Raw genomic sequence first — 23,981 nt, forward strand, 5'->3', positions numbered from 1 at the left:
GCCGTGCGCGAGTACCTCACCGTCTTCCTCGTCGCCGCCACGACGACGTACCTCCTCGGCGTCTTCGCCCGGGAGATCGCGCTGCGCACCGGCGCCGTCGCCCGCGTGCGCGACCGCGACGTGCACGCGGTGCCGATCCCGTACTTCGGTGGCGTCGCGATGCTCGGCGGGCTCACCGCGGCGTACCTCGTCGGGGCCCGGCTGCCGTTCCTCTCCCAGGAGAGCCACGACCAGGTGTTCCGCGACGGCGCGGTGGTGCTCGTGGCCGGCGCGATGATCTGCCTGCTCGGGGTCGTCGACGACCTGATCGAGATCGACGCGCTGACCAAGCTCGGCGGCCAGCTGCTGGTCGCGGGCGTGCTCGTCTACAACGACGTGTACTTCTACTACTTCCAGCTGCCCGGCGGCGGCCAGCTCAGCCCCGACCCCGCCCAGATGCAGCTGCTCAGCGTCATCGTCGTGGTCGCCACGATCAACGCGGTGAACTTCGTCGACGGCCTCGACGGGCTCGCGTCCGGCGTCGTCGGCATCGGCGCGGTCGCGTTCTTCCTGTTCAGCTACACCCTGGCCTACGCCAACGACGAGACGCGGGCCATCACCGCGGCGCTGCTCTGTGCGGCGCTCGCCGGCGCCTGCGCCGGGTTCCTGCCGCACAACTTCTTCCCGGCCCGGCTGTTCATGGGTGACTCCGGGTCGATGCTGATCGGCCTGGTGCTGGCCGCGAGCGCCCTGACGCTCACCGGGCAGTTCCCCGACGCGCTCGTCACCCAGGGGGCCGGTGCGAGCGACGCGAGCCTGCTGCCGACGCTGCTGCCGATCATCCTGCCGATCTCGATCCTGATCGTGCCGTTCGCGGACCTGCTGCTCGCCGTCATCCGCCGCACCCGGGCCGGCCGCTCGCCGTTCTCGCCCGACAAGCAGCACCTGCACCACCGGCTGCTGGAGATCGGGCACTCGCACCGCCGCGCGGTGCTGATCATGTACCTCTGGGCCGGCCTGATCGCCTTCGGCGGCGTGCTCGCCAGCCTGTACGCCGGCGCCTTCACCACCTACCTGCTCGTCGTGTGGGTGCTCGTCACGGTCGCGCTGACGTTCGTCGTCCCGCGGCTGCAGCGGCCCTCGACCCGCCTCTGACACGCCTCCGACACGCCTCCACCCCGCCCCTGACAGACCGGGACCAACCGGCGTACAGACCACCGATTTCCGGCCTCAGGGGACTTTGTGCTAACTTTCACAAAGTCAGCAGGGGCCACCCGGACGCACCGTCCGGACCCCAGTGACGACTGTCCCGTCGAGCACGACAGAACGGCCGCCCATGATGACCGAGCAGCGACCAGCCCAGGGTGTCACTGACGCCCTGACCGGTCCCGCGGCGCTCGGTCGGCTGGTCCGGCGGGCCCTCCTGGCCGCCGTCGTCTCCGGGGCGCTCACCATCCTGGTCGCCGCGCTCGTGGCCGGCCGCGGCGCCGCCGCCGGCGCCCTCGTGGGCACGTTGCTCACCTGCGCGACGCTGGCGCTCGGCCTGCCGGTGCTGGCCTGGGTCACCCGCGTGCTGCCGGCCATGTCGCTGCTCGTCGCGATGATGACCTACCTGATGCAGGTGGTCTTCCTGCTCGCCGCCTACGTCGTCCTCCAGCGGTCGCCGGAGGCCCGCGACGCGGTCGACGGCAGCTGGCTCGGGATCGCCGTCATCGTCACGACCGTCGTGTGCCTGATCGTGCAGGTCACCGGCTTCCTGAAGGGCCGTCACCCCTACTTCGACGTCGAGCCCGGAGAGGGCACCGAGGGCGGCTCCGGACGGCCGGAGGCGGGTGCGCGATGACCCCCCACGGCTGCTATTGTCCGGAACGCGATGTCACAGCAGAGGCGTGCGTCTGCTCCCGACGGCGAACCCCCCAGACAGGCCATGGGCGACCCCTGGCAGGCCTTCGGGTACGTCACCGCGGGGGTCCTCGTCTACGGGTTCATCGGTTGGCTGCTGGATCGCTGGTGGGGCACGACCTTCATGGTCGCCATCGGCATCCTCGCCGGCGCCGGGCTCGGCATCTACATGACTTTCGGTCGCTTCGGCCGGCCACCCGAAACACCCGCAACACCGGACAGCACCACGGGCACGAGCGAGACGGGCAGGACTGAGGAGTGAGTGTGAGCGTCACGGGCACGATCGTCGCCGCGGCCGAGTCTGGGTCGGACGGCTTCCACGCGCCGGGTCCGGCCAGCTTCGACCTGCCGGCGATCTTCCACGTCGGCGGGCTCGGCGTGACCAAGCCGATGGTCCTGCTGCTGCTGTCGGTCGTGGTGATCTCGTGGTTCATGATCGCGGCGTCCCGCAAGGCCGCGGTCGTGCCGGGCCGGCTGCAGTTCGCCGGCGAGGCCGTCTACGGCTTCGTCCGCAACACCGTCGCCCGCGACACCATCGGCAGCGAGCACTTCATGAAGTTCGTGCCGTACCTGTTCTCGCTCTTCATGTTCATCATCGTGAACAACTACTACGGCATCATCCCGCTGCTGCAGTTCCCGAGCTTCTCGCGGATCGGCTTCATCGTCCCGCTGGCGCTGGCCTCGTGGCTGCTGTTCATCGGCACCGGCATCTGGAAGCACGGCGCGCTCGGCTACCTCAAGCACGCAACGATGCCGGGCGGCGTGGGCGGCCCGATCCTGGTCCTCCTGGTCCCGCTGGAGTTCATCTCCAACATCCTGGTCCGGCCCTTCACCCTGACCCTGCGACTCTTCGGCAACATGTTCGCCGGCCACCTGCTGCTGATCCTGTTCGCCACCGGCGGTGCCTACCTGCTGACCAGCGGCAACATCCTGTACGGCGGCGTCGGCATCCTCTCGTTCGGCATGGGCATCGCCGTCAGCTTCCTCGAGATGCTGGTGATGTTCCTGCAGGCCTACGTCTTCACCCTGCTCAGCGCGATGTACATCGGCGAGGCCCTCGCCGAGGAGCACTGAGCACCCGCACCACCTGACGCACGACCCACAAGTTTCGCCACAACAACCGGCGCCGAGGAAGGCGTCGGACGACGAAAGGAAAAGCCGTGGAAGGCTCCCTCAACCTGGTCGGTCTCGGCCTCTCCGCCATCGGTCCTGGTGTCGGTATCGGCCTGATCTTCGCCGCCTTCATCTCGGGCGTCGCCCGTCAGCCCGAGGCGCAGAGCCGCCTCCAGTCGATCGCGATCCTCGGCTTCGTTCTGGCTGAGGCGCTCTTCATCATCACCGTGGCGCTCGCCTTCGTCCTCTGACGACGGCACCTGACGACTGCTAGGAGTTCGACACATGGACCAGTTCGTGCTGGCGGCGGCTGAGGCTGAGGAGCACAGCCCGCTGATGCCGATCCTCTCCGAGGTCGTGCTCGCGCTCATCGTCTTCGGGATCCTGTTCTTCATCGTGAGGAGCAAGATCGTGCCGATGTTCGAGAAGGCCTACGCCGAGCGCACGGCTGCGATCGAGGGTGGGCTGCAGGCGGCCGAGACCAAGCAGGCCGAGGCCGACGCCAAGATGGCCGAGCTCGAGAAGCAGCTCGGCGACGCGCGGCACGAGGCGGCACGCATCCGCGAGGACGCGCGCGAGCAGGGTGCGGCGATCATCGCCGAGATGCGCGAGCAGGCCCAGACCGAGGCCGCGCGGATCGTCGACCACGCGCACACCCAGATCGAGGCCGAGCGCCAGCAGGCGGTCACCTCGCTCCGTGCCGAGGTCGGCTCGCTCGCCACGTCCCTGGCCGGCCGGATCGTCGGGGAGTCCCTCGACGACGACGCCCGCCAGGCACGCGTGGTCGAGCGCTTCCTCACCGACCTCGAGGCCCAGCAGGGCCAGTCGAACGCGGGAGCCAACTGATGTCGCACCAGCTCCGAGGCGCCTCCGCCGACGCGCTCGCCGTCCTGACCGACAAGCTCGGTCAGGTCGTCGGGTCGGGTGCGGACGCGTCCCGGGTGGCCGACGACCTGTTCGGGGTGTCCGACGTGCTCCGGCGCGAGCCGGCGCTGCGCCGGGTCGCCACCGACGTGTCGGTCACGCCGGAGGGCAAGGCCGAGCTGGTGCGCGGCATCTTCGGCTCGCAGCTCGACGCGGCCTCGCTCGACCTGGTCACCGACGCGGTCGGCCGCCGCTGGGCGGCGACGCGCGACCTCGGTGACGCCCTGGAGCACCTCGGCGTCGTCGCTGTCGTGCGCAGCGCGGAGGGCGCCGGCCAGGCCGACGCCCTCGAGGACCAGCTGTTCGCCTTCGAGCGGCTCGTGTCGGGCACCCCGGAGCTGCGCGACGCGCTCTCCGACCCGGCGCGCTCCGTCGAGGACAAGCGAGGGCTCGTCCGCGGCCTGCTCGACGGCAAGGCCACGCCCGCGACCATCCGCCTGGCGGAGCAGTCGCTGGCCGGCACCCACCGCACGGTGGCGGTCGCGCTCGAGGAGTACCAGAAGGTCGCCGCGGCGCACCGCGACCGGCTCGTCGCCGAGGTCCGGGTCGCGCGCGAGCTGCCCGAGGCCGAGACGCAGCGGCTGGCCGGCGTGCTGGCCAGGCAGTACGGCCGCCCGGTGCACCTCAACATCGTGGTCGACCCCGACGTGATCGGCGGCATCCGCGTGGAGATCGGTGACGACGTCATCGACGGCACCGTGGTCAGCCGGCTCGACGACGCCCGCCGCAGGCTCGCGGGCTAGCAGCACAAGACAACCGGTTGAGTGGTCTCGACAGGCTCGACCACCCGAGAAGAATCATCGAGAGACAAGGGACTCAGAACATGACGGAGCTTTCGATCCGTCCGGAGGAGATCCGGGACGCGCTCCAGCGCTTCGTGTCGGACTACAAGCCGGAGACCGCGAGCCGCGAAGAGGTCGGCACCGTTGCCGAGGCCGGCGACGGCATCGCCCGCGTGACCGGTCTGCCTTCGGTGATGGCCAACGAGCTGCTCGAGTTCGAGGACGGCACCCTCGGCCTGGCGCTGAACCTCGACACCCGCGAGATCGGTGTCGTCATCCTCGGTGACTTCGAGAAGATCGAGGAGGGTCAGACGGTGCGGCGCACCGGCGAGATCCTCTCCGTGCCGGTCGGTGACAACTACCTCGGCCGCGTGGTCGACCCGCTGGGCACCCCGATCGACGGGCTCGGCGAGATCGAGACCACCGAGCGCCGCGCGCTGGAGCTCCAGGCTCCCGGCGTGATGCAGCGCAAGTCGGTGCACGAGCCGCTCGCCACCGGCATCAAGGCGATCGACGCGATGACCCCGATCGGCCGCGGCCAGCGCCAGCTGATCATCGGCGACCGTGCGACCGGCAAGTCGACGATCGCGATCGACACGATCATCAACCAGAAGCAGAACTGGGAGTCGGGCGACCCGACCAAGCAGGTCCGCTGCATCTACGTCGCGATCGGCCAGAAGGGCTCGACCATCGCCTCCGTGCGTGGCGCCCTCGAGGAGGCCGGCGCGCTGGAGTACACCACCATCGTCGCCTCCCCGGCGTCGGACTCCGCGGGCTTCAAGTACCTCGCGCCCTACACCGGCTCGGCCATCGGCCAGCACTGGATGTACGACGGCAAGCACGTCCTCATCGTCTTCGACGACCTGACCAAGCAGGCCGAGGCCTACCGCGCCGTGTCGCTGCTGCTGCGCCGCCCGCCGGGCCGCGAGGCGTACCCCGGTGACGTCTTCTACCTGCACAGCCGGCTGCTCGAGCGCTGCGCCAAGCTGTCCGACGACATGGGCGCCGGCTCGATGACCGGCCTGCCGATCATCGAGACCAAGGCCAACGACGTGTCGGCGTACATCCCGACCAACGTCATCTCGATCACCGACGGCCAGATCTTCCTGCAGTCCGACCTGTTCGCGGCCAACCAGCGGCCCGCGATCGACGTCGGCATCTCGGTCTCCCGCGTGGGTGGTGCCGCGATGACGAAGGCGATCAAGGCCGTCACCGGCTCGCTCAAGGTGGACCTGGCGCAGTTCCGCGCGATGGAGGCGTTCGCGATGTTCGCGTCCGACCTCGACGCCGCCTCGCGCCAGCAGCTCGACCGCGGTGCCCGTCTGATGGCTCTGCTCAAGCAGCCGCAGTACTCCCCGTACCCGGTCAACGAGATGACCGCGTCGCTCTGGCTCGGCACCACCGGTCGCCTCGACAAGGTGCCGACCGACGACGTGCTGCGCTTCGAGTCGGAGTTCCTCGACTACCTGCGCCGCGAGCACGGCGGGATCCTCGACACCATCGGGGAGACCAACAAGTTCGAGGACGACACCGAGACGTCCCTCGAGGACGCCTACACCACGTTCCTCGACCAGTTCGAGACCTCGGACGGCCAGTCGATCAAGGCGGGCAAGGAGGAGCACGAGGCGCTTCCGGAGGACGAGCTCGAGCAGGAGCAGATCGTCAAGCAGAAGCGAGGCTGACCATGGCAACCTCAGTGCGTGAGCTGCGTGCGCGGACGAAGTCCGTCACGTCGATGAAGAAGATCACGCGCGCCATGGAGCTCATTGCTGCCTCCCGGATCATCAAGGCGCAGCAGCGGGCCCAGGCGGCCGCGCCCTACGCCCGCGAGCTGACCCGTGCGGTCTCGGCGGTGGCGACGTACTCCAACGTGGAGCACGCCCTCACCACCGAGCCGGAGGACCCCAAGCGCGCCGCGATCCTGATCGTGACCAGCGACCGGGGTCTGGCCGGTGCCTACTCCAGCAGCGTCCTCAAGGAGGCCGAGCGCCTCGCGGAGAAGCTGCGCAGTGAGGGCAAGGAGATCGACACCTACATCTCCGGCCGCAAGGGCGAGGCGTACTTCAAGTTCCGCAACCGCACGGTCGCGGCGAGCTGGACGGGTCACTCCGACCAGCCGACGTACGACGTGGCCCGTGAGATCGGCGACGCGCTCATCCAGGCGTTCCTCGCCGGCGAGGACAACCCGGAGATCGAGCTCGAGGGCGAGGCCAGCCCGGTCGACGAGGTGCACGTGGTCTACACGCGCTTCCGGTCGATGCTGGTGCAGGAGCCCACCGCGGTGCGGCTGCTGCCGCTCGAGGTCGTCGAGGGCGAGGAGCCCCCGAAGGCCGACGAGGTGCTGCCGCTCTACGAGTTCGAGCCCGACGCGGCCGAGGTGCTCGACGCGCTGCTGCCGCGCTACGTCCAGAGCCGGATCTTCTTCGCGCTGCTCCAGGCCGCCGCGTCCGAGCTGGCGGCACGCCAGCGGGCGATGAAGGCGGCGACGGACAACGCCGAGGAGCTCATCAAGAAGTACACGCGTCTGGCCAACCAGGCGCGCCAGGCCGGTATTACCCAGGAAATCAGCGAGATCGTCGGTGGCGTCAACGCGCTGGCCGATGCGACTGCCGGGAGTGAGTGAAGGAAATGACTGCCACCCTGAATGAAAGCGCCGAGACCACCTCTGCGGGCGGCGTCGGTCGCATCGCGCGCGTGATCGGCCCCGTGGTCGACATCGAGTTCCCCACGGACTCGATGCCCGAGATCTACAACAAGCTCGAGGTCGACTTCGAGCTGGGCGGCGAGACCCGCACCCTGCCGCTCGAGGTCGCCCAGCACATCGGCGACGGCATGGTCCGCGCCATCTCTCTGAAGCCGACCGACGGCCTGGTCCGCGGCGCGCAGGTGCAGGACACCGGCGGCCCGATCACCGTCCCCGTCGGTGACATCACGCTCGGCCACGTGTTCAACGCGACCGGCGACGTGCTGAACCTCGAGGAGGGCGAGAGCTTCGAGGTCAACGAGCGCTGGGGCATCCACCGCAAGGCACCCGCCTTCGACCAGCTCGAGTCGAAGACCCAGATGTTCCAGACCGGCATCAAGGTCATCGACCTCCTCACGCCGTACGTCCAGGGCGGCAAGATCGGCCTGTTCGGCGGCGCCGGCGTGGGCAAGACCGTGCTGATCCAGGAGATGATCGCCCGGGTCGCGAAGGACCACGGTGGTGTGTCCGTGTTCGCCGGCGTCGGCGAGCGCACCCGTGAGGGCAACGACCTCATCGTCGAGATGGAGGAGGCCGGCGTCATCGGCCAGACCGCCCTCGTCTTCGGCCAGATGGACGAGCCGCCGGGCACCCGGCTCCGCGTCGCGCTGTCCGCGCTGACGATGGCGGAGTACTTCCGCGACGTGCAGGGCCAGGACGTGCTGCTGTTCATCGACAACATCTTCCGGTTCACCCAGGCCGGCTCCGAGGTGTCGACGCTGCTCGGCCGGATGCCGTCCGCCGTGGGCTACCAGCCCAACCTCGCCGACGAGATGGGCACGCTCCAGGAGCGCATCACCTCGACGCGCGGCCACTCGATCACCTCGATGCAGGCGATCTACGTGCCGGCCGACGACTACACCGACCCGGCCCCGGCCACGACGTTCGCGCACCTCGACGCGACCACCGAGCTCTCGCGCGAGATCGCGTCGCTGGGCATCTACCCGGCCGTGGACCCGCTGACCTCGACGTCGCGGATCCTCGACCCGCGCTACATCGGTGAGGACCACTACAACACCGCGGTCCGGATCAAGCAGATCCTCCAGCGCAACAAGGAGCTGCAGGACATCATCGCGATCCTCGGTGTCGACGAGCTCTCCGAAGAGGACAAGATCATCGTGTCCCGGGCCCGTCGTATCCAGCGGTTCCTGTCGCAGAACACCTACGTCGCCAAGCAGTTCACCGGCATCGAGGGCTCGACCGTCCCGATCGAGGACACCATCGAGGCGTTCACCAAGATCGCGGACGGCGACTACGACCACGTCGCCGAGCAGGCGTTCTTCATGTGCGGTGGTCTCGACGACGTCGAGCGCAAGTGGGCCGAGATCCAGAAGAGCCTCTGACATGGCCGACAAGCTGATGCAGGTCGAGCTGGTCGCAGCCGACCGCCTGGTGTGGTCGGGCGAGGCCTCCATGGTCATCGCCCGCACCACCGAGGGTGACGTCGGCATCCTGGCGAACCACGCGCCGATGCTCTCGCTGATGGTGGACGGCGTCGTCGACGTGACGACGGCGGAGGGCGAGACGTGGATCGCGGCCGTGGACGCCGGGTTCCTGTCGGTGGCCAACAACCGGATCTCGATCCTGTCCGAGCACGCGGAGATGTCGCACGACATCGACCTCGAGAACGCCCGGGCCGACCTCGAGCGCGCGCACGCCGCCGGGGAGAACAACGACGACGCCGAGGCCGCTGCAGCGCGGGCGTGGGCCGAGGCCCGCATCCGCGCCGCCGAGAAGGTCTGACCCTCAGGCATCGGACGAACGAGAAGGCGAGGCGGTAGATGCCGTGGTGGCAGTGGTTGGCCGACGTGGCCGGCGTCCTGCTGCTGCTGGTGCTGTGCTACGGCATCGCCCTCGTCGTCCGTCGGCGCTTCCTGTCGCGCCACGGTGGCACCTTCGAGTTCTCAGTCCGCGTCCGGTCCGGTAGGGCCGGGCGCGGCTGGGTTCTCGGGCTCGGCCGCTACTCCGGGGGCGACCTGGAGTGGTTCCGGATCTTCTCGCTGCTGCCGCGTCCGCGGCGCACCTTCCGCCGCGCCGAGCTGGAGTACCTCGGCCGGCGCGACCCCGGAGGGGTGGAGTCCTACTCCCTCTACTCCGGGCACATCATCGTCAGCTGCCGCACGCCCACCGGCCCGCTCGAGGTCGCGATGAGCCCCGAGGCGTTGACCGGCTTCCTGGCCTGGCTCGAGGCCGCGCCGCCGGGACAGCGCTCGCGGAGGCGCTGAGGCGCTGGGCTCAGCGCTCGCCGCCCGGCACCCAGAGCACGTCGCCCTGCGCGCGGTTGGCGTGCCTGGCGAGGATGAACAGCAGGTCGGAGAGCCGGTTGAGGTACGTGATCGCCACGACGTTCATCGTGTCGGCGTGGTGCTCGTAGGCCGCCCAGCCGGCCCGCTCGGCCCGCCGTACGACGGTGCGGGCGACGTGCAGCAGCGCCGCGCCCGGCGTGCCGCCGTTGAGGATGAACGACCGCAGCTTGCCGAGGTCCTCGTTGTAGTGGTCGCACCAGGCCTCGAGCCGGTCGACGTACGCCTGCTCGATGCGCAGCGGCGGGAACTCCGGGTTCTCCACCACCGGCGTGCAGAAGTCGGCGCCGACGTCGAACAGGTCGTTCTGGACGGTGGTCAGCACCGTCACCACGTCGTCGTCCAGCCCGCCGGTCGCGATCGCGACGCCGATGTGCGCGTTGGCCTCGTCGACGTCCGCGTAGGCGTGCAGACGGAGGTCGTTCTTCGTCGTGACGCTCATGTCGCCGAGGCGCGTCTCCCCGGCGTCGCCGGTGCGCGTGTAGATGCGGGTGAGGTTGACCATGTCGTGAGCCTAGGCGGTACGGCGGGCCGGAGCGGCGGCCGCGGCTGTGGGATGGGTCGCACCTGCGGCCCGGGGTTCCGCCGTGGCCCGGGGCACTAGCATCGGCCCGATGGAAGGGTTCCAGGTCGTCTCGCAAGGCCCGCTGTCGTCCCCGCTCACCGGCACCGTGGCGGTGAGCGGCGCCAAGAACAGCGCGCTGAAGCTGATGGCCGCCTCGCTCCTCGCCGTCGGGCGCACCACGATCACGAACGTGCCCGACATCCTCGACGTGCACGTGATGGCCCGGCTGCTCGAGGAGCTCGGCTGCACCGTGACGATCGAGGGGGACGGATCGGTCTCGCCGGCCGCCCTGACCGTCGGCGTCGACACCCCGCACGAGCTCACGCCCGAGGCGCCCTACGAGCTGGTCCGCCGGCTGCGGGCGTCCATCAGCGTGCTCGGCCCGCTGATCGCCCGCTGCGGGCGTGCACGCGTGGCGCTGCCGGGCGGCGACAACATCGGCTCGCGCGGCCTCGACATGCACATCGCCGGGCTGCACGAGCTCGGCGCGACGGTACGGATCGAGCACGGCTTCGTCGTCGCCGAGGTCGCCGGCGGCCTGCAGGGCGCGAACCTCTGGCTCGACTTCCCGAGCGTGGGCGCGACCGAGAACCTCCTCATGGCGGCCGTCCTGACCCGGGGCCAGACCGTGATCGACAACGTCGCCCGCGAGCCGGAGATCAGCGACCTCTGCGAGATGCTGATCGCGATGGGCGCCGACATCGAGGGGGTCACCACCTCGACCCTGTCGATCCGGGGTGTCGAGGCGTTGCGGCCGGTCGAGCACGCCACGGTGCCGGACCGGATCGTGTCGGGCACCTGGGCGTTCGCGGCGGCGGTGGCCGGTGGCGACCTGACCGTGCAGGGTGGCCGCGCGCGGCACCTCGACATCGTGCTGGACAAGCTCGCCTCCGCCGGCGGGCACGTCGAGGACGACGAGGACGGGTTCAGCGTGCGCGTCGACAAGCAGCTGGCGTCGTTCGACGTGGTGACGCTGCCGTACCCGGGCTTCCCGACCGACCTCCAGCCGTTCGCGATGGCTCTCGCGTCGGTGAGCGACGGGACGGCGATGATCACCGAGAACGTCTTCGAGGCGCGCTTCATGTTCGCCCAGGAGCTGGCCCGGCTCGGCGCCGACCTGCGCACCGACGGCCACCACGCCGTGGTCCGCGGCAAGCCGGTGCTGTCGGGAGCGCCGGTCATGGCGCACGACATCCGGGCCGGCGCCGCGCTGGTCCTCGCCGGCCTGGCCGCGCAGGGCACCACGACCGTGGCCGAGTCGCACCACATCGACCGGGGCTACCCGCGCTTCGCCGAGGTGCTGTCCGGCCTCGGGGCCGAGGTCACCCGGGTCCAGCTTCCTGACCTCACCCCCTGACCCAGCCCCGGCGTCGTTCGGCCGAGTCACTCCCGTCACACGCGACACACCCGGCTCAGCCCGCGGAGGCAACCTTTTCCGTGTGCGCTGCGTCATAGTGGGTACGCCACCGGTCACGGGGGACCGGCCCAGCAGGCAGGAGCTGTAGATGGAAGCGACCACCAACCGCGAGGCGCTGGTCCTCGCCGGCCGGCTCGACGGACGGTCCACCGCCATGGTCCGCGAGATCCTCCACTCCCTGATGTCCCGCTTCGACGACGTCGTCGTCGACCTGACCGACGTCGAGTCCATCGACGTCACCGGCCTCACCATGCTCGCCGCGACGAGCAAGCTCATGGAGCGCGACGGCCGCCACCTGGTGCTCCGCGGCTGCCGGCCGGCGCTGCGCCGCGTCATCGCCTTCACCCGGATCCGCCACGTGCTCGAGCTCGAGAGGCAGGCCGCCACCGCCTGAGCGGGCGCGTCGTACCGCCGTACCGCCCACGTGTCTGTGACCTAGTTGGCAGAGTGGAACAGTTCACAAGGTAGTTACCCGCGGGTCAGGTCCGCCCTATCGTCGGCCCATGAGCCAGAAGGACCGTCCCTGGGTGATGCGCACGTACGCCGGCCACAGCTCCGCGGCCGACTCCAACGCGCTGTACCGGACCAACCTCGCCAAGGGCCAGACCGGCCTGTCGGTGGCGTTCGACCTGCCGACGCAGACCGGGTACGACCCCGACTCGGCGCTCGCCCGGGGCGAGGTCGGCAAGGTGGGCGTGCCGATCCCTCACCTCGGCGAGATGCGCCGGCTCTTCGAGGACATCCCGCTCGCCGAGATGAACACCTCGATGACGATCAACGCCACCGCGATGTGGCTGCTCGCGCTCTACCAGGTGGTCGCCGAGGAGCAGGCCGGCGAGGGCGCCGACCTCGACGCCGTGCACGCGGCGCTCGCCGGGACCACCCAGAACGACATCATCAAGGAGTACCTCTCGCGCGGGACGTACGTCTTCCCGCCCGAGCACTCGCTGCGGCTGACCAGCGACCTGATCGCCTACACGGTCAACAACATCCCGAAGTGGAACCCGATCAACATCTGCAGCTACCACCTGCAGGAGGCCGGCGCGACGCCCGTGCAGGAGCTCGCCTACGCGCTGTGCACGGCCATCGCGGTGCTCGACACGGTGCGCGACTCCGGCCAGGTGGCGCCCGAGGACTTCCCGAAGGTGGTCGGGCGGATCTCGTTCTTCGTCAACGCCGGCGTGCGGTTCGTCGAGGAGATGTGCAAGATGCGCGCCTTCGTGCAGCTCTGGGACGAGGTGACGCGCGAGCGGTACGGCGTCGAGGACGAGAAGATGCGGCGCTTCCGGTACGGCGTCCAAGTCAACAGCCTGGGTCTCACCGAGGCGCAGCCGGAGAACAACGTGCAGCGGATCGTGCTCGAGATGCTCGGCGTCACGCTGTCCAAGGACGCCCGCGCCCGCGCCGTGCAGCTGCCGGCGTGGAACGAGGCGCTCGGCCTGCCCCGGCCCTGGGACCAGCAGTGGTCGCTGCGGCTGCAGCAGGTGCTCGCCTACGAGTCGGACCTCCTGGAGTACGACGACCTCTTCGCCGGCTCGCACGTCGTCGAGGCGAAGGTGGCCGAGCTGGTCGCTGGAGCCCGCGAGGAGATGGACCGCGTCCAGGCGATGGGCGGGGCGATCGCCGCCGTCGAGTCCGGCTACATGAAGCAGGAGCTGGTCTCCTCGCACGCCGCCCGCCGCGGCCGGATCGAGTCCGGCGAGGAGAAGGTGGTCGGCGTCAACGTCTTCGAGACCACCGAGCCGTCGCCGCTCACCGCAGACCTGGACACTGCGATCCAGACCGCCGACCCGCAGGCCGAGCAGGCCGCGCGCCGGGTCGTCGAGACGTGGAAGGGCCAGCGCGACGAGCGCGAGGTCGACGCCGCGCTGGAGCGGCTCGCGTCCGACGCCAAGGGCTCGGCGAACCTCATGGAGGCCACCCTCGCCGCGGCCCGGGCCGGCGCGACGACGGGGGAGTGGGCCGCCGCACTGCGCGGCGTCTTCGGCGAGTTCCGCGCGCCGACCGGGGTGTCCGGCGCGGTCGGCGTCGCCGAGGCCGGCGCCGAGCTGACCACGGTGCGGGAGGCCGTCCGCCGTACCGGCGAGGAGCTGGGCGGGCGGCTCCGCCTGCTCGTCGGCAAGCCCGGTCTCGACGGACACTCCAACGGCGCCGAGCAGGTCGCGGTGCGGGCCCGGGACGCCGGCTTCGAGGTCGTCTACCAGGGCATCCGGCTGACCCCCGAGCAGATCGTCGCCGCCGCGGTGGCCGAGGACGTGCACTGCGTCGGGCTGTCGATCCTCTCCGGGTCGCACATGGAGCTGGTGCCCGCCGTGCTCGACGGCCTGAAGGCCCAGGGGCTCGGCGACCTGCCCGTGGTCGTCGGCGGGATCATCCCGTCGGGCGACGCCGCCCGCCTGAAGGACCTGGGCGTGGCCGCGGTGTTCACGCCGAAGGACTTCGGTCTGACCGAGATCATGGCCGGCATCGTCGCCGCGATCCGGGGCGCGCACGGCCTGGACTGAGCCCTCGGAACGACTCTTTCGCGCGGCATTGCTGCATCTGACAACGAAATCCGTCGACTGGACCACTCATTGCGGATGGAACGACACGACGAAAATTACGTGACGTAGTCCGGTCGGAAGGCACAGAATGGCCCAACCGGGCATCTCGGGGCGTCGCCCGTGTGAGGTGGGGAGAGCCTGTGGGCGGGGCGAGCACTGCCAGTCGACCGGACGCGGTCGAGCGACGCCTGCCACCGGAGCCGGCCAGCGTCGGCGAGGCGCGCCGCCTCGTCCGCGACCTGCTCGTCGCCTCCGACCGCGAGGACCTGCTCGAGTCCGGCGCGCTGGTGGTCAGCGAGGTGGTCACCAACGCGCTGCTGCACGCCGGTACGCCGATCGACGTCGCCGCCTGGGTCGACGGGACCGGACTGCGGGTCGAGGTCTCCGACGGCAGCCCGCACCTGCCCGCCCGGCGCCGCTACGCCACGACCGCCGGCACCGGCCGCGGGATGCTCATGCTCGAGAGCGTGGTCGACGACTGGGGCGTCACCCGGCACGACCGGGGCAAGACGGTCTGGTTCCACCTGACCGACCCCGCCGCCAACGCCGAGCGGCAGGAGCTCCAGGAGGACGAGGCGCCGGCCCGCCGTACGACGGCAGGGGACGTGGTCCGGGTCGAGCTGCTGAACATGCCGCTGCTGCTGCACGCAGCCTGGCAGGAGCACGCCGAGGCACTGCTGAGGGAGTACCTCCTGGCCAGCCTCGACGACGAGTCCGACATCAACCCGATCCAGATGCACGCCGACGCCACCGACGCGATCGCGATCCTCGAGGAGCAGGTCCCGCGCGCCGACGTGGCGATGGACCCCGACGAGCTGATGGCCGGCGCGACCGAGCCGTTCGTCTCACTGCCGGCGGTCGTGCTGGAGGTGCCGCTCGCGTCGGTTCCGCACTTCCGGACCCTCAGTGACGCGATCGAGGCGAGCATCGGGCTGGCCCGCACCGGCCGCATCCTCACCCCGCCGACGCAGCCCGAGGTGCGTGCGTTCCGGCGCTGGCTGTGCACCGAGGTCGTGGAGCAGGCACGCGGTCGGTCGGCGCGCCCGTGGTCCTTCGCGACGACGACCGCAGATCCGCTGACCGAGCCGTGGCCCTGGGACATGTCGACGGTGCGGACGGCGGCGGGCGGTCTCATCGCCGCCGACGAGACCAACCGCATCCTCGCGGTGAGCCGCGAGGCGCTCGACATCCTCGGCTACGACGACCCCACGCAGATCGAGGGCCGCCGGCTCGTCACGATCATCCCGGAGCGCTACCGGCAGGCGCACATCGCGGGCTTCACGCTGCACCTGCTGGTGGGCCGCCAGCCGCTCGTCGGACGCACTGTCGAGGTCCCCGCGCTGCGCGCGGACGGCGCCGAGGTCCTGGTCGACCTGGTCGTCACGGCCGAGAAGATGGGCAACGGCCGCACCCTGTTCCTCGCCGACATCCGCCGCGTCTGACCTCGCTGCTCAGCCGGGTGGGCGGGAGGACGCGGTCGACTGCGGGCAGAACGCCTCGCGCGGCGAGCCGGTGTGCACCTCCTCGGGGAGCCGCACCGTCACCACCTCGTCGACCAGGCCGCCGGCGCGGGTGGTGCGCAGGGCGGCCTCGGTGGCGAAGCTGCCGGCGCGGGCCGAGAGGTGCTCGCACGACTCCATCCGCAGCCGCAGCAGCACCGTGGTGCTGCCCCCGGGCGGGACCGTGAACGTCCGGGAGCCGTCGACGGCCTCCTCGACCGACAGGTAGCGGAACAGCTTCGGTGCGGGTACGGGCGGCGTGAGGCCCTCGACTGTCACCGGCAGGCTGCCGTCGTTGTGCAGCACGAACCGGTAGGCGAGCACGCCGTGGTCGTCGTAGCGGACCTGCCGGATCTTCCGGTCGGCGATGTCGAACACGGCGGTGGCCGAGGTGCCGTCGACGTCGGTCGGGCCGGACGCGGACAGCCGCGCCGGCGCGTTGGCCACCGCGACGCCCGCGCCGCCGGTCACGACCACGAGCGCGACCAGGAGCACCAGCAGGTGCCGTCCGGACGGCCGCACGTCGAGTCGCACGTCAGCCCGCCCGGCGCCGGCCGAGCACCAAGCCGCCGAGGGCGATCACGCCGAGGCCGATCGTCAGCAGGTGGGTGCCGTCGAACGGCGCCCCGGACGTGGCGGTGCCGTCGGACACCGGCGCGGCCAGCGGGAGCGGCGAGGCGGCCTCGTCGGTCGGCTTCGACGGGCTGTCGAACCACTCGCACTCCGGCGGGTGCCGCCAGGTCGGGTCGGCGCGGTCGTACTGGCTGCAGGACAGGAAGCCGGCGTCCTTCGCGGCGATGCCGGGCACCAGCCTGGACCCGCCGTCGGCGCACGGGCCCGGGTCGACGACGAAGTTGTCGGTGGGCTCGCCGCGCGAGGACGTGTTGTCCTCCCAGCAGTTGCCGAGGCCCTGGTCGTCCCACCAGAAGTCGACGCCGTTGTGCTTCTCGGCACCGCTCGGCGTGATGCCCATCTTGTTGCCGAAGGACCGGTTGTAGTTGGAGGTGTCGTAGAGCTTGCTCGGGTCGAACTCGTCGCGCAGCGGGGCGGGCACCCAGAACTGCATCGTGCCGTTCCGCCAGTTGTCGTAGATCCAGTTGTGGTCGGTGGAGTTGAAGTTGCCGCCGGCGATCAGCACGCCGGTGCCGACCGGGACCGGCACGACCGGGCAGACGGTGCCGTCCATGTAGCCGCGCTCGGGCATCGGCTTGTCGCAGACGCCCTGGTCGACGAAGCGCGTGTAGTAGTTCTCGTTGTTGGAGTAGATCTTGTTGCGCGTCCAGCGGGCGTGGTCCTGCGGCAGGCCCGGGTGGCCGGGGAAGAGCGAGTCGGTCGAGATGCCGGTCGCGTTGTCGTAGAACTCGTTGCCGTGCGCGAGGATCGAGTTCCCCGCCGTACCGCTGTAGCCGAGCGTGTTGTCGTGGCTCTTGTTGTCGCGGATCTCGATGGCGTAGCGGGTCGGCTCGAAGCTCGGGTTGTCGGCGTTGAGGTCCGAGCCGGAGCCGGGGTAGATGCCCGAGTCGCCGTTGAAGTAGTTGTCGGTGCGCTGGATCAGTCCGTGGTCGGACGCGAAGGCGAGGATGCCGTACTCGTCGTTGCCGCGCGTGATCAGCTTGTCGACCACGAAGCCGTCGGTCTCGAGGACGTAGACGGCGTTGAACTCGGCCTGCTGCACGGTGAAGTTGCGCATCAGCACGCCGCCGGCGCGGTCGGCGCGGATCGCGTTGAGCTTCTGGAACTGGTTGTCGATGATCACGTCGAGCTTGCGCTTGCCGGTGCCGACGAGCTGGGTGCCGCAGAGCCGGCTGTTGCAGCGGATCGAGTCGTCGTGCGGCGTCCGGTCGCCGAAGATCGAGATCAGGTTGAGGTTGTGCGGGCACGCGCGCTGGTCGGCGTACGACAGCGCGATCGGGTCGGAGCCGTCCTCGTCGGCCGCGGCGGCACCGCCGGTGTCGGGGGAGGACAGGCTGCCGATGTACGTCGACAGCGGGAGCGGGTCCTTGGACGCCGACTCGAGGTTGGAGCAGTAGCTGCTGCGCTTCTTCTGCGCCCACCTCGTCTCGTGGTAGACGCCCGGGAGGATGTAGACCGAGGTGTTGCGCCGCGTGATCGCGTTGACGGCGCTCTGGATCGAGCGGAACTCGCAACGGTCGAGCAACGCGAGGTTGGCCGTCCTGAGCCGCCCCGGCGTCATGGCCCGGATCCGCTTCGCGCTGTCGGACGTGCACACCACGCGCGAGCGCGGGTTGTCGAGCCCGAGGTACGTCGGGCGGGTGCCCGTGCCGTCGGGGAACTCCGCCGGTCGTTCCTCGTGGGCACTGGCCGGGGCCGCGCCGACGAGGACGGTCAGGCTGCCGACGAGCGCAGCGAGGACGGACACCACGAGAACGCGCAGAGTGCGCATGCAACCACCTCCGATGCAGCAGCAACGAGGCGGGGCGCCCGGAAGTTACGCACGGGTAGGGTCGACGGCATGACGAGGAGCTCCCGACACGTCAGCACGTTCGTCGACCGGCCCGCCGAGGCGGTGTACACGATCGCGGCGGATCCGCAGCGGTTGCCCGAGTGGGCGGCCGGGCTCGCCGGTGCGGACGTGGTTCGCGACGGCGACCAGTGGGCGACGGACTCGCCGATGGGCCGGGTGCGCTTCGCGTTCGTGCCGCGCAACGACCTCGGCGTGCTCGACCACACGGTGACGCTGCCGAGCGGTGAGGCGGTGCTGAACCCCATGCGCGTGGTCCCGGTCGACGACGCGACCTGCGAGGTGCTGTTCAGCGTGCGGCAGCGCGACGGCATGAGCGCGGACGACCTGGAGCGCGACGCGGAGGCAGTCGCGCGTGACCTCGCCACGCTCAAGGAGATCGCCGAGCGGGGCTGAGTCGGGCAGACTCGTCGCGTGAGCAGGGTGATCGTTGTCGGGGCGGGCGTCACCGGACTCTCCTGCGCCGTGCGGCTGCTCGAGGCCGGGCACCGCGTCGACGTGCTCGCCCGCGACCTGCCGCTCGAGACCGTGTCGGCCGTCGCGGCCGCGCTCTGGTACCCCTACCGGGCGTTCCCCTACGAGCGCGTGACGGCGTGGTCGGCGGCGACCTTCGCCGAGCTGGCCCGGCTCGCCAAGGACGAGCGGACCGGCGTGACGATGCGGCACGGCACCGAGGTGCACCGCGAGCGGGTCGCGGACCCGTGGTGGGCGAGCGCCGTACCCACGCTGACGCGGGTGACCGCGCTGCCCGGGCCGTACGTCGACGCCTGGACGTTCGAGGCGCCCGTCGTGGAGATGCCGGTCTACCTGCGCTGGCTCGTCGACCGGCTCGAGGAGCTCGGCGGCACGCTGACCCGGATGGCGCTCACCGCGCTGCCCGAGGGCGACGGCGCGGAGGTGGTCGTCGACGCGACCGGGCTCGGCGCGCGGCGGATGGCCGGCGACACCTCGGTCACGCCGGTGCGCGGCCAGGTCGTGCTCGTGGAGCAGAGGGGCCTCGACCGGTGGTGGCTCGACTCGTCCGGGCCGGGCCCGGTGTACGTCGTACCCCGCAGCCACGACGTCGTCGTCGGCGGCACGGACGACGAGGGGGAGTGGGACCGCCGGGTCGTGCCCGAGACCGCCGAGCGGATCCTCGCCCGCGCGACGGAGCTGGTGCCGGCGCTCGCGGGTGCTCGGGTCGTCGGGCACCGGGTCGGGCTGCGGCCGGCGCGGCCGACCGTCCGGCTGGAGGCCGAGCAGCGCGGCGTCACCCGGCTCGTGCACTGCTACGGTCACGGCGGCGCCGGGGTCACCCTGTCGTGGGGCTGCGCCGACGAGGTGGTCGCGCTCGTGGCCGGCGAGGGAGGGACGCGATGACCGAACGCAACGTGCTCGGTGGCGAGCTCGAGCCCTGTGGCACCGAGCCGATGACCGGCTTCTTCCGTGACGGCTGCTGCAGCACCGGGCCCGAGGACCTCGGCAGCCACACGATCTGCGCGGTGGTCACGGCCGAGTTCCTGGCCCACCAGCGGACGATCGGCAACGACCTGACCACGCCGGTGCCGGTCTACGCCTTCCCGGGGCTGCAGCCCGGCGACCGCTGGTGCGTGACCGCGGCCAACTGGGTGCGGGCGTACGGCGCCGGGGCGGCCGCGCCGGTCGTGCTCGCCTCGACCAACGAGGCGGTGCTGGGCATCGTGCCGCTCGAGGCGCTGCAGGAGCACGCGGTCGACGTGCCCGCCGACCCGGGCTCGCTCGACTGGTGACCTCGGTCCTCGGCGGCCGCCGCCTAGAGCGGTCGGACCTCGACGACGGCGTCGAGGTCGATCGGCCCGTAGACGTGCGGGTACGGCGCGTCGGCGTCACCGAGCTGCTCGACCACGACGGGCGACGAGAGCCGGGCGGGGTCGACGACGAGCAGCACGACGTCGTCGAGGTCGGCGTAAAACCGGTCGCGGATCACCGGCCACTGCTCCTCGTTCGAGCAGTGGACGTAACCCTCCTGCTCCAGCGTGACGCCCCGGGTGGAGAGGGTGTAGGCGCCGGCCGCCTGCGCCGTCGCCCAGTCGGCCGCGGTGGTGACGTGGAAGATCACGTCAGAACAGCCGCTCGGTCGGGTCGTCCATCCCGCGCAGCGCGTCGTAGTCGACGACCGCGCAGGCGATCCCGCGGTCCTCGGCGAGCACGCGGGCCTGGGGCTTGATCGCCTGGGCGGCGAAGATGCCGCGCACCGGGCCCTTCGCGGTGAGCAGGGGCTCGCGGTTGAGCAGCTCGAGGTAGCGGGTGAGCTGCTCGACGCCGTCGATCTCGCCGCGCCGCTTGATCTCGACGGCCACGGACGCGCCCTGGGCGTCGCGGCACATGAGGTCGACCGGGCCGATGGCGGTCGGGTACTCCCGCCGTACCAGGGTCAGGCCCTCGGCCAGCGTGGACGGGTGCTCGGCGAGCAGCTCCTGGAGGTGCTTCTCCACGCCGTCCTTCTGGAGGCCGGGGTCGATGCCGAGGTCGTGCAGGGAGTCGTGCAGCACCTCCTCGAGCAGGATCCGCAGCGTGTCGCCCTCCTTGCCGGTGACCAGCCACTCGTCGGTGCCCTCCTCGCTGGTGCCCTCGACCACCTTGCACGGCGGGGACATCCAGTTGAGCGGCTTGTAGGAGCCGCCGTCGGAGTGGACCAGCACCGACCCGTCGTTCTTCACCATCAACAGCCGGGTGGCCATCGGCAGGTGGGCGGTCAGGCGGCCGGCGTAGTCGACCTGGCAGCGAGCGACGACGAGTCTCACGGGGGAGGAATCTACCCAAGGCCGGTAGCGGTCCGGACGGGTGAGGTGGGTCACGGACCGCGCCGGACCTCGCGTGTCATGATGCGCCGCATGACCAGTACCTCGCGGGAGCTCCGCACCATCGGCGTCGTCGGACTGGGCACCATGGGTGCCGGCATCGCGGAGGTGTTCGCGCGCAACGGCTACGCCGTGATCGGCGTCGAGCAGAGCGACGACTCGCTCGACCGCGGCCGCCAGCACATCGAGCACTCGACCGGCCGGGCCGTGAAGCGCGGCAAGCTCTCCGAGGGCGAGCAGAAGGAGCTCGTCGACCGGATCGAGCTCACCACGGACCTCGAGGCCGTCAAGGCCTGCGACTTCGTGATCGAGGCGATCATCGAGCAGCTCCCGCTCAAGCAGGACCTGTTCCGCCGGCTCGACGCGATCGTCGGCCCCGACGCGATCCTCGCCACCAACACCTCCTCGCTGTCGGTCACGGAAATCGGCACGGCGACCAGCCGCCCCGGCCGCGTCGTCGGCGTGCACTTCTTCAACCCGGCGCCGGTGCAGAACCTCGTCGAGGTGATCCGCACGGTCGTCACCGAGCCCGACGTGCTGGAGGACGTGGCCGGCCTCGCGCGCTCGCTCGGCAAGACCCCGGTCATCTGCGGCGACAAGGCCGGCTTCATCGCCAACGCCCTGCTGTTCGGCTACCTGAACCACGCGGTGTCGATGTACGAGGGCCGCTACGCCACCCGCGAGGACATCGACGCGGCGATGCGCTTCGGCTGCGGCTACCCGATGGGGCCGCTGGCGCTGCTCGACCTGATCGGCCTCGACACGGCGTACGAGATCCTCGACACGATGTACAAGCAGGGCCGCGACCGCCTGCACGCGCCCGCCCCGATCCTCAAGCAGATGGTCACCGCCGGGCTGCTCGGCCGGAAGGCCGGACGCGGCTTCTACACCTACGAGGACGCCGACAGCCCGGTCGTGGTCGCCGACGCGCTCACCCCGTCGCCCGACGACGAGCCGCAGCTGGTCCGCCCGGTCCGCACCGTCGGCGTGGTCGGCACCGGCACGATGGCCACCGGCATCGTCGAGGTGTTCGCCAAGGCCGGCTTCCCGGTGACGTACGTCGGTCGCACCCCGGAGAAGGTCGACGGCGTCCGCGCCAGCATCGAGCGGTCCCTCGACAAGGCGATCCAGCGCGGCAAGCTGGAGGAGTCCGCCAAGGCCGACGTCCTCGACAAGCTGACCGGCACCACGTCCCTCGACGACCTCGCCTCCGCCGACATCGTCGTCGAGGCGATCGCCGAGGACCTGCACGTCAAGACCGTGCTGTTCGAGAACCTCGACGAGATCTGCAAGCCCGGCGCGATCCTCGCCACAACGACGTCCTCACTCCCCGTCATCTCGCTGGCGAAGGCGACCTCGCGGCCGCAGGACGTCGTCGGCATGCACTTCTTCAACCCCGCCCCGATCATGAAGCTGGTCGAGGTGGTCAGCACGGTCAGCACCGCCGACGACGTCGCCGAGACCACGCGGGCCCTGTGTGCCGCGGTCGGCAAGGTCGCCGTCTCCTGCGGCGACCGGGCCGGCTTCGTGGTCAACGCGCTGCTGTTCCCCTACCTCAACGACGCGGTGAAGATGCTCCAGGCGCACTACGCGACGGCCGACGACATCGACACCGCCATGAAGTACGGATGTGCGCTGCCGATGGGGCCGTTCGAGCTGCTCGACGTGGTCGGCAACGACGTGTCGCTGGCCATCCAGCGCGAGCTCTACCTGGAGTTCCGCGAGCCCGGCTTCGCGCCCGCGCCGCTGCTGGAGCACCTGGTCACCGCCGGCTACCTCGGTCGCAAGACCGGGCGCGGGTTCCGCGACTACAGCCACCGGTGAGCGACCGCACCGAGACCTTCCACGGCGAGGAGTACGTCGTCCGCCGGGTGACCGGCTCTGCGGCGACCAAGCCGTACACCTGCCCCGGCTGCCACCAGACGATCCGCCCGGCCACGCCGCACACCGTGGCGTGGCCGGTGGTCCCGTCGTCGTTCAACCGCGACGCCACCGGGCTCGACGAGCGGCGGCACTGGCACAACGCCTGCTGGTCCGCGCGCGAGTCCCGCCGCTGACCGCCCCGGGTGGTCGAGCCTGTCGAGACCACGTCGGAGACAATGGCCGCATGGCGCAGATCCGTGCGAACTCCGTGCTCCCGGCCCGCCGCGAGGCGATCACCCTGCAGACCGCCGACGGGCTGAACCTCGTGGGCGAGGTGGCCGTCCCCGAGGACCGCGAGCCGGTCGCGACGCTGGTCTGCCTGCACCCGCTGCCGACCCACGGCGGGATGATGGACAGCCACGTCTTCCGCAAGGCGGCGTTCCGGCTGCCGGCGCTGGCGGGTGTCGCCGTGGTCCGCTTCAACACCCGCGGCACGTCGAGCCTGCACGGCACGTCGGAGGGCGAGTTCGACCACGCCGAAGGGGAGCGGTACGACGTCGCGGCGGCCATCGAGTACGCCGAGTTCCACGACCTGCCCAACATCTGGGTCGTCGGCTGGTCGTTCGGCACCGACCTCACGCTCATGCACGGGCACGACCCGGCCGTGCGGGGCGCGATCCTGCTGTCGCCGCCGCTGCGGTTCAGCACGACCGAGCACCTGGAGACCTGGGCCGAGTCGGGCAAGCCGCTGACCGCGCTGGTGCCCGAGCACGATGACTACCTCCAGCCGCCCGAGGCGCGCGAGCGGTTCGCCTCCGTGCCGCACGCCGAGGTGGTGGGTGTCGACGGCGCCAAGCACCTCTGGGTGGGCGACGCCGAGACGGTCCTGGACGAGATCGTCCGCCGCGTCGCCCCCGACGTACCGCTGCCGCTGCCGCGCGATTGGGACGGCCCGATGGAGACCGCGGACACCTCGGGGTACGCCGACCGCACGGTGGCGGCGTTCAAGGACGTGCCGGTGCCGGGGCCCGACGAGTCCTAGCTCGA

27 protein-coding genes are annotated in these 23,981 nt (G+C 70.9%); 22 read left to right on the forward strand and 5 right to left on the reverse strand.

Features of this window, described 5'->3' with window-relative positions; genetic code table 11:
* Positions 1-3 precede the first annotated feature (3 nt).
* The 12 genes from ETU37_RS19575 (at position 4) to ETU37_RS19630 (ending at position 9,668) form a co-directional block, all read left to right on the forward strand.
* On the forward strand, positions 4-1,134 hold the full coding sequence (locus ETU37_RS19575) for a glycosyltransferase family 4 protein (RefSeq protein ID WP_129989027.1): 1,131 nt from the start codon (positions 4-6) through the stop codon (positions 1,132-1,134).
* A 181-nt stretch (positions 1,135-1,315) separates the two neighbouring features.
* Entirely contained in the window at positions 1,316-1,822 is a 507-nt protein-coding gene (locus ETU37_RS19580; RefSeq protein WP_129989028.1) for a hypothetical protein, read from the forward strand.
* An 84-nt stretch (positions 1,823-1,906) separates the two neighbouring features.
* Complete coding sequence (locus ETU37_RS19585) at positions 1,907-2,143, forward strand: AtpZ/AtpI family protein (protein WP_129989029.1); 237 nt, start codon at positions 1,907-1,909, stop codon at positions 2,141-2,143.
* A gap of 2 nt (positions 2,144-2,145) precedes the next feature.
* Positions 2,146-2,955, forward strand: coding sequence for a F0F1 ATP synthase subunit A (atpB, locus tag ETU37_RS19590; protein WP_206054052.1), 810 nt, complete (start codon positions 2,146-2,148; stop codon positions 2,953-2,955).
* An 86-nt stretch (positions 2,956-3,041) separates the two neighbouring features.
* Positions 3,042-3,245, forward strand: coding sequence for an ATP synthase F0 subunit C (atpE, locus tag ETU37_RS19595; RefSeq protein WP_129989030.1), 204 nt, complete (start codon positions 3,042-3,044; stop codon positions 3,243-3,245).
* 34 nt (positions 3,246-3,279) lie between these two features.
* The gene (locus ETU37_RS19600; RefSeq protein WP_129989031.1) at positions 3,280-3,840 is read left to right on the forward strand and encodes a F0F1 ATP synthase subunit B; all 561 of its coding nucleotides are present in this window, start codon (positions 3,280-3,282) and stop codon (positions 3,838-3,840) included.
* Complete coding sequence (locus tag ETU37_RS19605) at positions 3,840-4,661, forward strand: F0F1 ATP synthase subunit delta (RefSeq protein WP_129989032.1); 822 nt, start codon at positions 3,840-3,842, stop codon at positions 4,659-4,661. The genes ETU37_RS19600 and ETU37_RS19605 overlap by 1 nt, the downstream gene beginning before the upstream one ends.
* Before the next feature lie 80 nt (positions 4,662-4,741).
* Complete coding sequence (atpA, locus tag ETU37_RS19610) at positions 4,742-6,382, forward strand: F0F1 ATP synthase subunit alpha (protein ID WP_129989033.1); 1,641 nt, start codon at positions 4,742-4,744, stop codon at positions 6,380-6,382.
* 2 nt (positions 6,383-6,384) lie between these two features.
* Positions 6,385-7,323 carry a F0F1 ATP synthase subunit gamma gene (locus ETU37_RS19615; RefSeq protein ID WP_129989034.1) on the forward strand — a complete coding sequence of 313 codons (939 nt, stop codon included), beginning with the start codon at positions 6,385-6,387 and terminating at the stop codon, positions 7,321-7,323.
* 5 nt (positions 7,324-7,328) lie between these two features.
* Positions 7,329-8,786 (forward strand): F0F1 ATP synthase subunit beta, encoded by a 1,458-nt coding sequence (gene atpD / locus ETU37_RS19620; RefSeq protein ID WP_129989035.1) that lies wholly within the window; start codon positions 7,329-7,331, stop codon positions 8,784-8,786.
* Position 8,787: 1 nt separating this feature from the next.
* Complete coding sequence (locus ETU37_RS19625) at positions 8,788-9,186, forward strand: F0F1 ATP synthase subunit epsilon (protein WP_129989036.1); 399 nt, start codon at positions 8,788-8,790, stop codon at positions 9,184-9,186.
* Between the two features lie 38 nt (positions 9,187-9,224).
* Positions 9,225-9,668 (forward strand): DUF2550 domain-containing protein, encoded by a 444-nt coding sequence (locus ETU37_RS19630; protein ID WP_129989037.1) that lies wholly within the window; start codon positions 9,225-9,227, stop codon positions 9,666-9,668.
* A gap of 10 nt (positions 9,669-9,678) precedes the next feature.
* Here ETU37_RS19630 and ETU37_RS19635 read toward each other — a convergent pair whose 3' ends face one another.
* A complete protein-coding gene (locus ETU37_RS19635) occupies positions 9,679-10,251 on the reverse strand; it encodes a cob(I)yrinic acid a,c-diamide adenosyltransferase (protein ID WP_129989038.1) in 573 nt (190 codons plus the stop codon).
* A 109-nt stretch (positions 10,252-10,360) separates the two neighbouring features.
* Between ETU37_RS19635 and murA the strand changes: the two genes are divergently transcribed.
* From murA to ETU37_RS19655, 4 genes are all read left to right on the forward strand, one after another.
* A complete protein-coding gene (gene murA / locus ETU37_RS19640; RefSeq protein WP_129989039.1) occupies positions 10,361-11,668 on the forward strand; it encodes a UDP-N-acetylglucosamine 1-carboxyvinyltransferase in 1,308 nt (435 codons plus the stop codon).
* A gap of 148 nt (positions 11,669-11,816) precedes the next feature.
* A complete protein-coding gene (locus tag ETU37_RS19645) occupies positions 11,817-12,122 on the forward strand; it encodes an STAS domain-containing protein (protein ID WP_129989040.1) in 306 nt (101 codons plus the stop codon).
* 109 nt (positions 12,123-12,231) lie between these two features.
* Positions 12,232-14,232: a protein meaA gene (locus ETU37_RS19650; protein WP_129989041.1), complete on the forward strand. Its 2,001-nt coding sequence runs from the start codon at positions 12,232-12,234 to the stop codon at positions 14,230-14,232.
* A 179-nt stretch (positions 14,233-14,411) separates the two neighbouring features.
* Positions 14,412-15,713 carry an ATP-binding protein gene (locus ETU37_RS19655; protein WP_129989042.1) on the forward strand — a complete coding sequence of 434 codons (1,302 nt, stop codon included), beginning with the start codon at positions 14,412-14,414 and terminating at the stop codon, positions 15,711-15,713.
* 9 nt (positions 15,714-15,722) lie between these two features.
* Here ETU37_RS19655 and ETU37_RS19660 read toward each other — a convergent pair whose 3' ends face one another.
* Positions 15,723-16,304, reverse strand: a complete 582-nt coding sequence (locus tag ETU37_RS19660) for a hypothetical protein (protein ID WP_129989043.1) — start codon at positions 16,302-16,304, stop codon at positions 15,723-15,725.
* 1 nt (position 16,305) lies between these two features.
* The gene (locus ETU37_RS19665; protein WP_129989044.1) at positions 16,306-18,174 is read right to left on the reverse strand and encodes a right-handed parallel beta-helix repeat-containing protein; all 1,869 of its coding nucleotides are present in this window, start codon (positions 18,172-18,174) and stop codon (positions 16,306-16,308) included.
* A gap of 69 nt (positions 18,175-18,243) precedes the next feature.
* On the opposite strand from ETU37_RS19665, the gene ETU37_RS19670 reads away from it, so the two are divergent.
* The 3 genes from ETU37_RS19670 to ETU37_RS19680 are packed head-to-tail and all read left to right on the forward strand — an operon-like array spanning position 18,244 to position 20,000.
* Positions 18,244-18,648 (forward strand): SRPBCC family protein, encoded by a 405-nt coding sequence (locus ETU37_RS19670; protein WP_129989045.1) that lies wholly within the window; start codon positions 18,244-18,246, stop codon positions 18,646-18,648.
* An 18-nt stretch (positions 18,649-18,666) separates the two neighbouring features.
* Entirely contained in the window at positions 18,667-19,611 is a 945-nt protein-coding gene (locus ETU37_RS19675) for an FAD-dependent oxidoreductase (protein ID WP_129989046.1), read from the forward strand.
* Positions 19,608-20,000 carry a DUF2237 family protein gene (locus tag ETU37_RS19680; RefSeq protein ID WP_129989047.1) on the forward strand — a complete coding sequence of 131 codons (393 nt, stop codon included), beginning with the start codon at positions 19,608-19,610 and terminating at the stop codon, positions 19,998-20,000. The genes ETU37_RS19675 and ETU37_RS19680 overlap by 4 nt, the downstream gene beginning before the upstream one ends.
* A 23-nt stretch (positions 20,001-20,023) precedes the next feature.
* On the opposite strand, the gene ETU37_RS19685 is transcribed toward ETU37_RS19680, so the two are convergent.
* Positions 20,024-20,329, reverse strand: coding sequence for a DUF952 domain-containing protein (locus ETU37_RS19685; protein WP_129989048.1), 306 nt, complete (start codon positions 20,327-20,329; stop codon positions 20,024-20,026).
* 1 nt (position 20,330) lies between these two features.
* Positions 20,331-21,014 (reverse strand): endonuclease NucS, encoded by a 684-nt coding sequence (gene nucS, locus ETU37_RS19690; protein ID WP_129989049.1) that lies wholly within the window; start codon positions 21,012-21,014, stop codon positions 20,331-20,333.
* Positions 21,015-21,104: 90 nt separating this feature from the next.
* On the opposite strand from nucS, the gene ETU37_RS19695 reads away from it, so the two are divergent.
* Genes ETU37_RS19695 through ETU37_RS19705 form a run of 3 tightly spaced genes read left to right on the forward strand, consistent with a single transcriptional unit; the run spans position 21,105 to position 23,976 of the window.
* Entirely contained in the window at positions 21,105-22,895 is a 1,791-nt protein-coding gene (locus tag ETU37_RS19695) for a 3-hydroxyacyl-CoA dehydrogenase family protein (RefSeq protein ID WP_240755842.1), read from the forward strand.
* Positions 22,892-23,128, forward strand: a complete 237-nt coding sequence (locus ETU37_RS19700) for an ATP/GTP-binding protein (RefSeq protein WP_129989051.1) — start codon at positions 22,892-22,894, stop codon at positions 23,126-23,128. Before ETU37_RS19695 ends, ETU37_RS19700 begins: the two co-directional genes overlap by 4 nt.
* Positions 23,129-23,178: 50 nt before the next feature.
* Positions 23,179-23,976: an alpha/beta hydrolase gene (locus tag ETU37_RS19705; RefSeq protein ID WP_129989052.1), complete on the forward strand. Its 798-nt coding sequence runs from the start codon at positions 23,179-23,181 to the stop codon at positions 23,974-23,976.
* Positions 23,977-23,981 lie beyond the last annotated feature (5 nt).

It is taken from the genome of Nocardioides iriomotensis (assembly GCF_004168035.1).
GTDB lineage: Bacteria > Actinomycetota > Actinomycetes > Propionibacteriales > Nocardioidaceae > Nocardioides_B > Nocardioides_B iriomotensis.